Origin of the sequence: Nocardioides sp. SYSU D00038 (genome assembly GCF_016924665.1) — a bacterium.
Taxonomy (GTDB): domain Bacteria; phylum Actinomycetota; class Actinomycetes; order Propionibacteriales; family Nocardioidaceae; genus Nocardioides.
Genome location: NZ_JAFFJT010000009.1, coordinates 19632 through 34499 on the forward strand (window position 1 = coordinate 19632; position 14868 = coordinate 34499).

Annotated in this window: 7 protein-coding genes; all 7 read left to right on the forward strand. The window is 73.6% G+C overall.

The annotated features are described in order from the left end of the window. The first annotated feature begins 62 nt into the window (after positions 1 to 62). Positions 63 to 9500, forward strand: a complete 9438-nt coding sequence (locus JT721_RS04840) for a GEVED domain-containing protein (RefSeq protein ID WP_205471792.1) — start codon at positions 63 to 65, stop codon at positions 9498 to 9500. Positions 9501 to 9507: 7 nt separating this feature from the next. Continuing rightward, positions 9508 to 10158, forward strand: a complete 651-nt coding sequence (locus JT721_RS04845; protein WP_205471793.1) for a class F sortase — start codon at positions 9508 to 9510, stop codon at positions 10156 to 10158. Positions 10159 to 10432: 274 nt separating this feature from the next. Further along, positions 10433 to 10582 (forward strand): hypothetical protein, encoded by a 150-nt coding sequence (locus JT721_RS04850; protein ID WP_205471794.1) that lies wholly within the window; start codon positions 10433 to 10435, stop codon positions 10580 to 10582. Positions 10583 to 10912: 330 nt separating this feature from the next. Then, positions 10913 to 11248 carry a helix-turn-helix transcriptional regulator gene (locus tag JT721_RS04855; protein ID WP_307827890.1) on the forward strand — a complete coding sequence of 112 codons (336 nt, stop codon included), beginning with the start codon at positions 10913 to 10915 and terminating at the stop codon, positions 11246 to 11248. Continuing rightward, entirely contained in the window at positions 11245 to 11643 is a 399-nt protein-coding gene (locus JT721_RS04860) for a hypothetical protein (protein ID WP_205471796.1), read from the forward strand. Before JT721_RS04855 ends, JT721_RS04860 begins: the two co-directional genes overlap by 4 nt. Then, positions 11628 to 12755 carry a serine hydrolase gene (locus tag JT721_RS04865; protein WP_205471797.1) on the forward strand — a complete coding sequence of 376 codons (1128 nt, stop codon included), beginning with the start codon at positions 11628 to 11630 and terminating at the stop codon, positions 12753 to 12755. The genes JT721_RS04860 and JT721_RS04865 overlap by 16 nt, the downstream gene beginning before the upstream one ends. Before the next feature lie 337 nt (positions 12756 to 13092). Then, positions 13093 to 14364, forward strand: a complete 1272-nt coding sequence (locus tag JT721_RS04870) for a choice-of-anchor P family protein (RefSeq protein ID WP_205471798.1) — start codon at positions 13093 to 13095, stop codon at positions 14362 to 14364. Positions 14365 to 14868 lie beyond the last annotated feature (504 nt).

The window sequence follows — 14868 nt, forward strand, 5'->3', positions numbered from 1 at the left end:
GTTCGACCTAGCGTCCGAGTACGTCCCGGAAGCTCCCGCCGGGCGATGGGGAAGGAACTCTCATGGCTCTCCGCCGGCACATCACCTCGCCCTCCTGGCGCTCGCTCAGCACCACGGTCGTCACGACCATCGCACTCCTGGTCGGGCCGCTGGCGTACACCGGCACGGCCGGGGAACCGTCCGACCCCGGGGCGCCCCCCGCCGCTGCTGCGACTCCGAACGCCGACGAGGGCACCGCGGACCCGTCGGCCGGGGACCCCGGTGACCCGTCGCAGCAGCCGACCTCCTCCACGCCGGCCCCCTCCGCGCCGACCTCCTCGACGGGTACGACGACGGACTCCGGCACCGACGCTCCCGAGCGGGACGCCGAGCCGACACCTGCCGGCAAGGGTCCGGCGGCTGGCCGCGGAGTGGGAAGCAGCGCGGCGGCGGCAGCGGACACCCCGACCGGCTGCGGCTACGGCGTGGGGGGTCAGTTCGCCAGCACCATCTGCTGGGTCGACATGGCGGGGTACGACGACGCCCAGGCCCGCACCGGCGCCGGCCAGGACATGTCGGTCTCGCTGCCGGGCGGCTACACGCTGAGCTTCAACGTCAGGACGACGGTCGTGCCCGGGATGAACGGGGCACCCGTGGCCGCGGTGACCACACCCATCGAGAAGAACCCGACCACCGGGGACTCGCGGTTCGCCTTCGGGTCGGAGGCCTACCGGAACATCCCGGGCCGTCCGTCGCTCTACAGCCAGGGTGGCGTCGCGGGCACCAAGGGCCTGGACGTGTCGCTGACCGACATCGAGATGACCGACTCCGCGGGCGGCGCGGTGACGTCGTTCGCCTTCGTCGCGACCGACACCGAGGACAACATCGGCGGCGAGAGCCTGCGCTGGACCTCGGACAAGACCCTCAACCTCATCGAGGCCCTGTCGACCAGCACCACCAAGGGCTGCCAGCCCTCCAGCACCACTGGCCTGGGGACGACGACCGTCGACTGCACCGGCGTGGGCGCTCCCAGCAGCCTGGCCAACAAGTCCCGGTCGATCCTCGTCTCCGCCGACGCACCGAACAACTTCGCGCTGCGGTGGATCACCTGCTGCCAGTCCGGGATCGCGTTCGGCGTGCAGACCTCCTCGATCGAGGTCGTCAAGCAGGTGGACGGTCGCGTCGCCGCGGCGGACTCCTTCGACGTCTCGCTCACCTCGCCCAGCGGCAGCCGGCTCGCGACCGCGACGACCGGTCCGGCCACCTCGGCCGCCTCGGCCACCACCGGCCCGGTCGTGGTGATCCCGCCCAACGACGACGCGCCGTTCACGCTCACCGACGCGGCGACTCCCGGGTCGGGCACCGACCCCGGCGGCTACACACGCTCGTGGACCTGCACGCGCAACGGCGTCCCGTTCCCGCCGCAGCCGTCGGCGTCGGCGGCGTCGATCGCCGTGCCCGCCGGCGTCGGCGATCAGGTCGTCTGCACGGTCACCAACACCGGCCCCGCCACCGACCGCGCCGACGCGCCCGCGTCGTACGGCACCACGACCGCGAACGACGGCGCGGCCCACCGGATCGTGGGCTACAACCCCACGGCCGGCACCGCCCCGCTCATGCTCGGTGCGCGGGTCGACACCGACCCGGACGGCGCCCCCGGTGCCGCGTCCGACGGCGACGACACCGCAGGCGTCGACGACGAGGACGGTGTGCACTTCAGCACCGACGTCACCGCGGCGGGCCGGTTGGAGACGGTGTTCGTCACCGCATCGGCAGCCGGCTTCCTCAACGGGTGGGTCGACTACGACCGCGACGGCACCTTCGAGGCGGCCGAGCGCCTGTTCACCGACACCCCGGTGACCGCCGGCGTCAACCGGCTGACCTACACCGTGCCGTCGGGCGCCGCCTTCGTCGCCGGACCGGCCCACGCACGCTTCCGCTTCTCCGGTGCTGCCGGCCAGGTCACCGGGCCGACGGGCACGGCGCCGAACGGTGAGGTCGAGGACTACGCGCGCACCCTGTTCGACCCGCAGGCCGCGGCGCTCGAGCAGTGCCCGGTCGGCTCGCAGCCGCAGCCGGTCTCGATCATCCAGAACCCGTCGTTCGAGACCCGGACGGGCACGTTCGCCAACAGCTCCTCGGCCAACACCATCAACTTCGCGCAGAGCTGGTACGACGCGCACAGCACCGGCGGGCAGTACCACGTCTTCTCGCCCACGTTCGACTCCGGCCCCGGCGAGGCGACGATGCCGTTCCGCGCGGGTGCGGACGGCTACGGCTTCCTGGGCGGCCACACCACGACGGTCACCGGCTCCAACGACGCCGGCGAGGGCGCGACCAACACCCTGGTCACCCCGCTCGCGCCCGGTACGGAGTACGTCGGGTTCTTCTCGGTCGGCGCCGGCGGCTACAGCCGTGCCGGATCGGGCTACCTCCGCGTCTTCGGGGTCAGCAACCGGAACATCGGTTCCGTCCCGCAGAGCGGGGTCGTCAACCCGACCGCGAGCAACCAGGAGCCGCTGGCCGCGACTCCCGTCGTCGCCCCGGCGCCCGCCGGCACGCGCGCGCAGTGGCGGACCGCGACGTTCGAGTTCACGCCGGCCGCGGCCTGGCCCTACCTCCGCGTCGAGGCCCGCAACGCCGTGCCGGCCAACAACGGCACCGTCGCCGGCCAGGCGTGGATGAGCTTCGACGACTTCCAGCTGTTCGCGTGCAACCCGGTGCCCGCCGACTTCGGTGACGCCGCCGGCTCGTTCGGCACGACGGTCGCCCAGGAGGGTCCGCGCCACCTGATCACCGGCTACGACGCCGATGCCAACACCTCCACGCTGATGATCGGCGCGACCGTCGACGACGAGACCGAGGGCGCCCCCGGTCCGGGCGCCGACGGCGACGACACCGCCGGCACCGACGACGAGGACGTGGCCACGGTCGCGGTCGCGCCCGGGGCCAGCACCGCCACGACGACCGTCCCGGTCACGAACACCACCGGCACCACCGCCACCCTGCACGGCTGGATCGACACCAACGACAACGGCACCTTCCAGGCGTCGGAGAGCGCCTCGGTCGCCGTCCCTGACGGTGCCTCCAGCGCCTCCCTGAGCTGGGCCGGCCTGCCTCCCGCGACGGATGGCGCGCGTCCCGTCGTCCGGCTCCGACTCACCACGGCAGCCCTGACCGACAACACGACGACCGCGAGCGTGGACGAGCGCGCGCTGGGCGGCGCGCCCGACGGAGAGGTCGAGGACCTCCTCGCCACGGTCGCCACGCTCCTGCCCGACGACTGCGTCAACCCGTTCGTGGAGGACTTCGGCACCGGTCCGCGCGGACCGCTGCCGGCAGGCCAGACGACGTACACCTACTCGCCGTCCGGTGCGGTCGTCGACGGCTCCTACGCCCTGGTCCCCGGGGCCAGCACCGCCTACGGCAACTGGTGGTGGACCACCGACGACCACACGCCCGGCGACGCCGCCGGACGACTGATGCTGATCAACGCCTCAGTCGAGCCCGGCAAGTTCTTCTCCAAGACCTTCACGGGCCTGACCGCCGGAACGCAGTACGAGTTCTCGGCCTGGATCATGAACGGCAACGGGCGAGCCGTCGCGATCCTCCCGAACGTGACCTTCCGGGTCGTGGACCCCGCCACCGGTGACGTCCTGAGCCAGATGAACACCGGCAACCTGCCACTCACCATCGGTAGCGGACCCATCTGGAAGCCGTTCGGGCTGAAGTTCGAAGCCACCCAGGCCACGGCTCGCCTCGAGCTGGTCAACAACGCGCCCGGCGGCAACGGCAACGACCTGATGATCGACGACGTGGCCGTCGCGCCCACCTGCGAGCACGGCGACGCACCCGACACCTACGGCACCCTCAACGCATCCGACGGACCGGTCCACGGCCGCGGCACCGACCTGCGACTGGGCGCCGGCATCGACTACGAGGGCGACGGCCTGCCCGCGGGCAACGCGGGCGGGGACGACGCCAACGCCAGCGACGACGAGGACGGTGTGGCTGCCCTGTCGGTCACGACCGGCACCTCGCCCACCGCCGAGGTCACGGTGACCAACACGACCGGAACCCCGGCGACCCTGGCCGGATGGATCGACCTCGACAAGTCCGGGACCTTCGACGCCGACGAGCGCGCGACCGCCACGGTCGCGCCGGGCACCACCGGTGGCACGTCGACCCTGACCTGGTCCGGGACCGTGACCACCACGCAGCACACCTACGCACGGTTCCGCGTCTTCCCGGGCGCCGTCGCCAGTCCCTCGCCCCTCGGCGCCGCGACCGCCGGTGAGGTCGAGGACCACCCGGTCACGACGCTCAACCCGTCGCTGAGCCTGACCAAGACCTCCGACGCCACCGCGAGCAGCGGCCCCGGCGACACCGTCACCTACACGGTGACGCTGACCAACACCGGCACCGGCGCGTTCACCGCCGGCAACCCGGCCCGGGTCGTCGACGACCTCACCGGTGTGCTCGACGACGCCACCTACCAGGGCGACGCCGTCGCCACCGTCGACGGCACGGCGGTCACCGCGCCGACGTACGCCGAGCCGCGGCTCACCTGGTCCGGCCCGCTCGCGGCCGGGAGGTCCGTCGTCCTCACCTACTCCGTCGAGCTCGAGGGCGGCGGCGACGGTCACGTGCGCAACACCGCGTTCGTGCCGCCCGCCGGCACCCCGGACCCGCCGACGCCGGACTGCGCGCAGACGGCGCGGCCGTGCGCCACCACGACGTCGGAGCTGCCGAAGCTGTCGATCCGCAAGACGTCGAACCGCACCCAGCTGCCCGCCGTCGGCCAGCAGATCACCTACACCGTCGAGGTCGAGAACACCGGGCTCGGCGCGTTCACGGCCTCCCACCCGGCGACGTTCTCCGACGACCTGGGCGAGGTGCTGGACGACGCGACGATGACCCAGGGGGACGTGTCGGCCGACCGCGGCACGGCCACCTTCTCCTCGCCCGACCTGACCTGGTCCGGCGAGCTGCCCCCCGGCGAGTCCGCCACGATCACCTACACGCTGACCTACACCGGCGCGGGTGACCAGCAGCTCGACAACAGCGCCTGCGTGCCGGTGGAGGAAGCGGCCGACCCGACCGACGTCTGCCGCACCGTCTCCGTGCCGGGCTCCGGCCTGCGCCACGACAAGAGCGTCGACCCGGTGTCCGGGACGCCCGTCGACGAGGACCAGGTCCTCACCTACACGCTCACGTTCGAGAACGTCGGCAACGCCGCGGCCACCGTCGACACGAGCGACGACCTGGCCGGCGTCCTCGACGACGCCGAGCTCGTCGGCACCCCGGACGCCGGCGCCGGCCTGACGGCGACCGTGAACGGCACCCGGCTCGAGATCGGGGGCAGCGTCCCCGCCGGCCAGACCCGCACCGTGACCTACCAGGTCCGGGTGCGCGCCTACGCCGACCAGGGCGACCACCGACTGACCAACGTGCTCGCCTGCGAGCCGAGCGAGCCCGCCGGGTGCGCTCCGGAGACCACCACGAACCCGGTGCGGCACCTCACGCTCACCAAGACCTCCGACGCCACGGCGGACAGCCGTCCCGGCGACCAGGTCACCTACACGGTCACCGCCGAGAACGACGGTGAGGGCGACTGGACCGCGCTCGACCCCGCCACCCTGGTCGACGACCTCACCGGGGTGCTGGACGACGCCGAGTACGACGGCACCGCCACCGCCAGCGCCGGCACCACGTCGTACGTGCAGCCGCGACTGCGGTGGACCGGGCCGATCGCGCACGGCGAGACCGTCACGATCGAGTACACCGTCACCCTGACGGGGGGCGGTGACGGGCAGGTCGACAACGTGGTCTGGCAGCCTGCCACGCCCGGCAACCCCGGGCCCACGCCGGACTGCGCCACGACCACCCGACCGTGCGCCACCTCCGGCCACGACCTGCCCAAGCTGACGATCAGGAAGTCGTCGAACCGCGCCCAGCTCCCCGCGGCCGGCAACAAGATCACCTACACCGTCACGGTCGCCAACCCCGGCCCCGGCAGCTACACCGCCGCCGAGCCCGCGACGTTCACCGACGACCTCTCCGACGTGCTGGACGACGCCACCTTCGACGCCGGATCCATCAGCGCGTCCACGGGTGCGGCCGCCCTCACCGGCACCACGCTGACGTGGACGGGCGCCCTCCCCGCCGGTGGGTCGGTCACGGTCACCTACACGCTGACCTACCAGGAGACCGGCAACCTGGTGGTCGACAATCGCGCCTGCATCCCCGTCGACGAGGCGCTCGACCCCGACGACGTCTGCCGCACCGTGCACACCCCCGGGTCCGGGCTGCGCCAGACCAAGCGCGTCGACCCGCGCACCGGGACCGCGGTGGTCGAGGGGCAGGTGCTCACCTACACCCTCGCGTTCGAGAACGTCGGGCCCGCGGCCGCGGTGGTCGACACGATCGACGACCTCTCCGGCGTCGTCGACGACGCGGACCTGCTCACCGACTCGATCACTGCCGAGGCGGGCCTCACCGCCGCGCCCGGCGCCGGAGGCGACGAGCTGGTCGTCACCGGCTCGGTGCCCACCGGCGAGACCCTCACCGTCACCTACCAGGTGCGCGTCCGCGACTTCGCGGACCAGGGCGACCACGTCGTCACCAACGCGCTCGCCTGCCAGCCGGGCGACCCGCAGCCCTGCGACCCGACCACCACGACCAACCCCGTCCGGCACCTGCAGGTCTCGAAGACCTCCGACGCCACCGCGTCCAGCAAGCCGGGCGACACCGTGACCTACACGGTCCGGCTGCTCAACGACGGCACCGGTGACTACACGGCCGCCGCCCCCGCTGCGGTGGTCGACGACCTGACCGGCGTGCTCGACGACGCGACCTTCGACGGCTCCGCCAACGCCAGCGACGGCCCGGCGCCGTCGTACGACGAGCCGCGGCTGTCGTGGAGCGGGCCGCTGGCCGCGGGCGACGAGGTGCGCATCACCTACGAGGTCGTCCTCACCGGTGGCGGCGACGGGGTGGTCCGCAACGTCGCCTGGGCGCCGACCGACCCGACCGACCCCGGGCCGACCCCGGACTGCGCCGCCGGCTCCGAGCCGTGCGCCACCGAGACGTTCGACCTGCCGAAGCTCACCGTCGACAAGACCGCCGACCGCGCCGACCTGCCGGCCGTCGGCGAGACGGTCACCTACACGGTCCGCGTCACCAGCGCCGGCCCGGGCGTCTACACCACCGAGCACCCGGCGTCGTTCACCGACGACCTCTCCGACGTGACCGACGACGGCATCGTGGGCACCCCCACCGCCACCGTGGGTGACGCCACGATCAGCGGTGACACGCTGTCGTGGACGGGCGCCCTCGGTGCGGCCGGCGAGTTCGCCGACATCAGCTACACCGTCACCTACCGGGCCACCGGCGATCGGGTGCTCGCGAACACCGCCTGCGTCCCTGCCGACGAGGCCCAGCTGCCCGGCGCCGCCTGCGACACCGTCTCGGTCCCCGGCTCCGGCCTGATGCACCGCAAGTCGGTGGACCCGGCGTCGGGCACCGCGGTGGAGGTCGGCGACAGGCTGACCTACACCCTGACCTTCGACAACACCCAAGGTCGGGCCGCCGCGACGGTGGACACCACCGACGACCTCACGGCGGTGCTGGACGACGCCGCCTTCGACGCCGGCTCGATCACCGCCGGCGCCGGCCTCGGCGCCACCCGCGACGGCGACACCCTGGCGGTGACCGGGACCGTGCCCGCCGGCGCGACCCGCACGGTGACCTACTCGGTCACGGTCCGGCCGTTCGCCGAGCAGGGCGACCACGTGCTGCGCAACGCGCTGGCCTGCGAGCCGGGCGACCCGGCACCCTGCGCACCGGCGACCACCACCAACCCGGTGCGCCACCTCACGCTGAGCAAGGTGCAGACCTCGCCCTCGGCGCCCGACACCGGCGACCAGGTGACCTACGAGGTCGTCGTGCACAACGACGGCGCGGGCGACTACACCGCCGCCGACCCGGCCGAGGTGGTCGACGACCTGACCGAGGTGCTCGACGACGCCACCTGGGACGGCACCGCCGCCGCCACGGCCGGCACGGTCGGCTTCGTCGCGCCCGAGCTGACCTGGACCGGGGCCCTGGCCCACGGGGCGAGCGCCACCATCACCTATTCGGTCACGGTGACGAACCTCGGGGACCACGAGCTGACCAACACCGCCGCGGTCGTCGGCTGCGACCTCGACGAGTGCAACCCGGACCCGGTGGTGACGTCGCTGCCGCACGTCGTTGCCTCGAAGACCACCGTGCCGCCCACCGGCACCGACCTCGGCGAGGGCGACCTGGTCACCTACACGCTGTCGTGGACCAACGACGGCTCCGCCGCGGGTGTGGTCGACGCCACCGACGACCTGTCCGAGGTGCTCGACGACGCCGTGCTGGTCGACGGTCCTGCGACCTCGAGCCCCGGGGTCGTGACGAACCTCGACGGCGCCGAGCTGCGGGTCACCGGCCCGATCGCGGTCGGTGCGACCGTCACCGTGACCTACCAGGTGCGGGTGCGGCCCGACGGCACCCGCGGGGACAACCGCCAGGCGAACGTGCTGAGCCCCGACACCCCGCAGGTCACCTGCACCGACGGCACCTGCCAGCCCGTGCCACCCCCCGCCACCTCGCACCTTCTCGGCGAGCTGGACGACTGGAAGACCGCCGACCCCGCGGGCGGGACGATGGTCCAGGCGGGCGACCGGGTCACCTACACGCTGCACCTCACCAACACCGGCACGGCTCCGGTCGAGGTCGCCCGCGACGACGTGCTGACCCGGGTGCTCGACGACGCGACCCTGGTGAGCGCCCCGCGGTCGTCCGACCCGGCGCTGACGGTCGGTGCGGTCACCGGCGGTCGGTTCTCGGTGACCGGCACGCTCGACCCGCAGCAGACCGTCACGGTGAGCTACGTCGTGCGGGTCAAGCCGCAGTCGCAGCAGGGCGACCGGCGCCTTGGCAACTTCCTCGTCGACCAGGGTCAGCAGCCCCCGGCCGGCTGCTCGGTCCCGATGTCGCGCCGCGCGCCTGCCGGCACCGGTGACTGCACCACCCACCCGGTGCGCCGTTTCGACCTGGCGCTCGACAAGCGCTCGGTGGGCGGAAAGCGGCTGATGGTGGGCGACAAGGCCCGCTACCGGATCGTGGTCACCAACAAGGGCCCCGACGCCGCACCGGGGCCGGTCACCGTGGTCGACAAGCTGCCCCGCGGGCTGGAGCTGCGCACGGCGCGAGGTCGGGGTTGGCAGTGCCAGGTCCGCACCCGCACCGACAAGGTGACCTGCGTGCGCACGGGCGCGCTGGCGCCCCGGGCCCGGACCTCGCCCATCACCGTGGTCGCGGTCGTGACCCGGGCGGCGGCCAACCGCACGGTGGTCAACACCGCGCGGATCGCCGGGGTGGTCGACGGCAACACCGCCAACAACGACGACGCCGCCCCGATCCGGGTCGCGCCCCGTCCGCCGCTGCCCTCGACCGGCTACCGCGTGGCCGGGCCCGGGTGGCGCTGGTGAGCAGGCCGTGAGCGCCGCGCCGCGCGGGGGCGGGGCCCGTCGGGTCCTCGCCGTGCTGGTGACCGTGCTGGCTCCGGTGCTGGGCGCGCTCGCTCCCGGCCCGGCCGGGGCCGGCGAGTCCACGCCCGGCGCGGCGCCGGCGTCCGCGGTGGTCACGGCGCGCGGCGCCTGCTCGACCGCGGTGCGCGAGTTCCGACCGACCCGGGTCGTCGTGCCCGGCGTGGTCGGGGCGACCCGGGTGCTGGCCCGCGAGCGCGACCGGCGGGGCGCCCCGCTACCGCCCCCGCTGACACCTCGGGGCAAGTGGCAACTGGCGTGGGACCGGCCCTCGCGCACCGGGCCGGGCAGTGCGCGCGGCGTCGTGCGGATGCTGGCCCACACCTACCCCCGCAGCGGGTCGCACGGCGGAGCCCTCGGCAACCGGCTGCTGCGCCGCCTGCACGCGGGCGACAGAGTCGTCGTCACCGGCCCGAAGGGGCAGCGGCTCTGCTACGACGTGACCCGGCGGGTCCGGGTGCGCGCCGGCTCGTCGCCGCCGGGCTTCTACTCGGTCACCAGCCGGCCGCGGCTGGCCATCCTCGTCTGCTCCGGAGTCCGTCGCGGTCCGGGCGACTGGAGCCACCGCACGATCTGGTACGCCGACCCGGTACGCGATTGACCCCGTGCCGCCTTGACCGTCGAATCCTGTCAGGGGGAGAGAGCGGGTCGTCCTCGGGAACCCCGTGGTGTGGGGGACGACCCGCACCCTCCTCGACGTGGGTCAGGCGTTCGTCCGAACACCGGCCCCGACGGTGGGACGCCCGACGTCCCGTCGTGACGCGGGGACCACGGCCGCGATGCGAGCCCAAGACGAGTCTTGTCCTCACGCACCCGGCTTGAGATCCTGACGCTCCCCAGGACCAGGCACGGATGGGGCCGAAGGGCACAGGGACATGGGCGAGCTGAGGGTGTGCGCGATCTGTGGTGCCGCCTACGCCGACGGACGGCTGCACCAGGAGTTCCACGACGAGCTCGACGAGCTCCTGCTGCACCTCGAGCGGTACCGACGGCGCGAGACCGACGGGCGCGACGGACGTGGCTAGGGCACAGCGAGCCCGGAGCCACGAGTGGCTGCGCGACGAGTGCGTGACCTGCCGTCTGCGTCGCCATGAGGTCTGGTTGCTCGACGAGTGGGGCCGGTCGGTCCGGGCGACGGTGTGGACGTCGCCGTCCGGGTTGGTCCGGGGTGCCCGGCCCTACCCGTGGGTGGCGGGGGTCGGACCCCTGCCGGGTCAGTTCCCGACCCAGACCGCCGAGCAGGCCTTTCCCGGGGTGGACGTCGGCCGCGAGCCCCCCTGCTCGGGGCACTAGCCAGGAGCGGGTGCCCCACGGGTCGCTTCCCTATGCATCGTGCCGCGATATATGATTCCTGGGTGACCGAGCAGGCCCTCTTCATCCTCGCCAGCCTCGCCCAGGGCGAGCTCCACGGCTACGGCATCGCTCGCGACGTGCACGACCTGTCCGACGGGCAGGTGCGGCTGACCGCCGGGACGCTCTACGGCGCGCTCAACCGACTCTCCGAGGAGGGGCTGGTCGAGCCCGCCGGCGAGCAGCAGGTGCAGGGGCGGCGCCGGCGCTACTACCGGATCACCGCCTCCGGGCGAGCCGTGCTCGAGGCCGAGGTCGAGCGCCTGCGCCGGGCCGCGGCCACCCTGGGCGCCCGGGTCGCGGGTCGACCGGCGTCGGGGCTGTCGCAGGGGCTGGCATGAGGGCCCGGCTGCTCGACCTGTGCCTGCTCGCCTACCCGCGCGCGGTCCGGGAGCGCGACGGCGACCACCTCCGCGACCTGGCCGACGAGCTCGCCGACGACCACGGGTTCGGGCGCGAGGCGGCGGGCCTGCTGTGGGCCGGGCTCGCCGAGCGCCGCCGGAGGGCGCGCACCGGGCGGGCGCTGGTCGCGTCGGTCGCCGCCGTCCTCCTCGTGGTCAGCGGCCTGGCCTGGACGGCGGCCGCGCAGGGCGGGCGGGCCGAGGAGGACCTGCTCGGATGTGCGGGTCGGTGCCCCGAGGTCGAGGCGGAGGTCGCCGCGCGGGTGAGCGACGGCTGGACGTGCACCGAGCGCCGGGAGCCGACGGGCGCCGGCTGGCGATGCGTCCGCGACTGAGCGGGGCGGTCGGCGTCGCCGTCGTCCTGCTGCTCGCGTCGTGCCGCTCGGAGCAGCCGGCGCCGCCGGAGCGGGAGCCGGAGGAGGAGCCCGAGCGGATCGCCGTACTCCGCCCCACAGACGTGCCCGAGGGATCGAGCGGCAGCCTGGTGGCGACCCTCGACGGCGAGGTGGTGACCTGCCGAGGTTGGGGCGAGGCCGACCACGCCACCGGCGCCGCGGCCGGCTGCGACACCGTCTTCGACATCGGCTCGGTGAGCAAGCAGTTCACCGCCGCCGCCGTGGTCAAGCTGCAGGAGCAGGGGCGGCTGCGGGTCGCCGACCCGCTCAGCCGCTTCCTCGACGGCGTTCCCGACGACAAGCGCGCGATCACCGTCGAGCACCTGCTCACCCACACCGCAGGCCTGGTGGAGGCGCTCGGCGACGACTACGAGCCGCTGTCCCGCGACGCCCTGGTCGCGGGCGCGCTGGCCGCCCCGCTCAGGAGCCGGCCCGGTGCTCACCACCACTACTCCAACCTCGGCTACAGCCTGCTGGCCGTGGTCGTCGAGGAGGCCTCCGGGCTGGGCTACGAGGAGTACCTCGCCCGCGAGCTCCTCGCCCCGGCCGGGATGACCGACACCGGCTACGTGCTGCCGGAGTGGGACGCAGCCGACGTCGCCGTGGAGTACGACGCCCGCGGTCGCCCACAGGGACGCCCGTACGACCACCCCTGGGCCGCGGACGGGCCGTACTGGAACCTGCGCGGCAACGGCGGCCTGCTCTCGACCGCCCGCGACCTGGGCCGGTGGCTGCTCGCCCTCGACGGCGACGAGGTGCTGTCCGAGCGCGCCAAGGAGGAGCTGTTCCGGCCACGGGTGCTGGAGGAGCCCGGCGGCGAGACCCGCTACGCCTACGGCTGGGTGGTCGCCGACACGCCGCTCGGCACGATCGACTGGCACAACGGCGGCAACGGCTGGGCCTACGCCGAGCTCGCCCGGCTGCCGGAACGAGGGGCCGGGCTGTTCTGGGTGACGAACCAGCAGCGCAGCGCGGCGGGCGGGTGGGCCCTCGACCGGCTCCGGCCGTCGCTGACCCAGCGGGTGGCGCAGCGGCTGGTCCAGGCGCCCTGACGCCGGGCCGCGCGACCGCGTCATGGTGGGTCGCGCCCCACGTCCCGGGAGTGAGGGCCGCCGTCCGGACAACGACGACCCTCCACCACGGAGGGGGCGCGGACCGCCGCCCCACACCCAGGGTTCCACGCGGTGGTCCGCCCCCTCTCCACCTCTGGCCGGCCCGCCGGGGCCGAGCCGTGCCCGGCGTCGTCCGGCTGCACGAGCGGCCACTGGTCCAGACCAATGCCCCCGGAGGTGTCCGGACCGTGCCTTCCGCGCCTCCTGCTCGTTGCTCCGGATGGAACCCCCCCGACCCACCTCGGCCCCCGTCCAAGGGCCGTGCAAGGACACAGACATGTCGAAGCGCATCTCCGCGGTGATCGTGGCCCTCGGTGTGTTGCTCACCTCCCTGGTGGCGACCTCCGCAGCCACGGCCGCCGGGCCGAAGTTCTACTACTACGGAGCCGCTGGCGGCTCCCAGATCCAGGCCCTCGGCCTGACCGTCCGCAGCGACCTCACCGCAGCGTCCTCGATCGCCGGCTCCCAGTGGGGCGTCACCGACGAGAACGAGCTGGTCGCCGCCAACGTCCTCGACGGGCTGGCCAGCCTGGGCGCGGTGCGCACCTGGGCCGGCGCCGAGCAGGCCGGTGGCGACGGCACCAAGATCACCACCGGGTCGCGCACGGCCGACGTCTCGCTGCTCGGCGGGCTGATCCGTGCCGACGCCGTGGAGACCGTGACGGTGGCGACCAAGACCCCGCTGCTCAACAACTTCTCGGCCAACACCCAGTTCGTGGGCCTGACGATCGCCGGCAAGAAGTACGCCGTGAACGTCGCCAAGAACACCACGATCACCATCCCGGGCGTGGCCACCGTGATCCTCAACGGCTCGGTGCAGCGCACCGTGGAGGGCACCGTCTACAGCTACGGGTTCGGCCTCTTCGTCCAGCTGCTCAAGCCGTTCAAGAACGTGCCGGCCGCGGCCACCATCGTCCTCGGCCCGACCGCCTCGGGTGTCGCCGAGGCGCCGATCGCCGGCGCCGCCGTGCTCGGCGGCCAGGGCTTCAGCTCCAGCGTGACCGTCGAGGGCGGCAAGCTGTTCAGCCTCGAGTCCGGGCCGAGCGCGTCCATCGCGACGCCGCCCGCCGGCACCAACGGCCGCACCATCCAGAACGCCACCGCCGAGGTCAACCTGCCCGGCATCCTGCACCTGGAGGCCATCAAGTCGACGACCAGCGGCACCACGGTGCCCGGCGCCGCCGACGTCATGGTCAGCAACAAGCTCACCGGCCTCAACGTGCTCAACGGACTGATCACCGCCTCGGCGATCACGACCACGTCGACCACCAGTCGTCGCGGTGACGGGCCCCGGAAGATGACGAACTCCACGCAGTTCCTCAACCTCAAGGTCGCCGGCATCAAGCTGCCGGTGAACGTGGCGCCCAACACCAAGATCGAGGTCGCCGGCCTCGGCACGGTCTGGATCAACAAGCAGGTGACCAACGCCCTCGGCGGCGGTGTCTACGGCGTCCAGGTGATCCTCAGCACCGCTCGGGCCGGCCTCCCGGTCGGCGCCAACATCACCCTCGGTGCCGCGATCTCCTACATCCGGGACGTCTCCGCCTGACCCGGCTCGCTCCACGTCGAACGCCCTCCCGTTGTGAACGGGAGGGCGTTCGGCCGTCTGGGGGCTGGTGGTCGAGCAGCGACCGCCCGCCGTGCGTGGCGACTCCGCGGACGGGGCTCGGGCGCGTGCTGACTCCCGGTCTGTGTGATCCGGGGTGTGGGTGACTGTGGGTGGGTGGGGTGCGGGGTGCCGCGCTTGGGGGCACTGCGGCTGCTGCGCGCCCGACGTCGTTCGGCACTCGTTGCCGTGTCGCCGGACTCTGCCCTGCCGTTCCCTGTCGCGGTCTTCGGCGCCACATCGGGGGTTGACGTGCCGAACGCCGCCCGTCGCTCCGCCGCCTCCGTGCCGGCGGCGCGGCGCCCCGCCTGGCGGTGGTCGAGGTGCGAAGGCCGCTAGGCCTGGGCCTCGAGACCCGGTGAGACGGGGGCCCCCCCGTTCCCACCGGAGGGCGGTCGGGTGCGGGGGTTTCGAGACAGTCGCTAGCGCGACTTCCTCAACCAGCGG

What these genes read in the sequence shown, in the direction of transcription:
- JT721_RS04870 (WP_205471798.1), top strand. Translation starts at nt 13,093, where the DNA reads ATGTCGAAGCGCATCTCCGCGGTGATCGTGGCCCTCGGTGTGTTGCTC.
- JT721_RS04850 (WP_205471794.1), top strand. Translation starts at nt 10,433, where the DNA reads ATGGGCGAGCTGAGGGTGTGCGCGATCTGTGGTGCCGCCTACGCCGAC.
- JT721_RS04840 (WP_205471792.1), top strand. Translation starts at nt 63, where the DNA reads ATGGCTCTCCGCCGGCACATCACCTCGCCCTCCTGGCGCTCGCTCAGC.
- JT721_RS04865 (WP_205471797.1), top strand. Translation starts at nt 11,628, where the DNA reads ATGCGTCCGCGACTGAGCGGGGCGGTCGGCGTCGCCGTCGTCCTGCTG.
- JT721_RS04860 (WP_205471796.1), top strand. Translation starts at nt 11,245, where the DNA reads ATGAGGGCCCGGCTGCTCGACCTGTGCCTGCTCGCCTACCCGCGCGCG.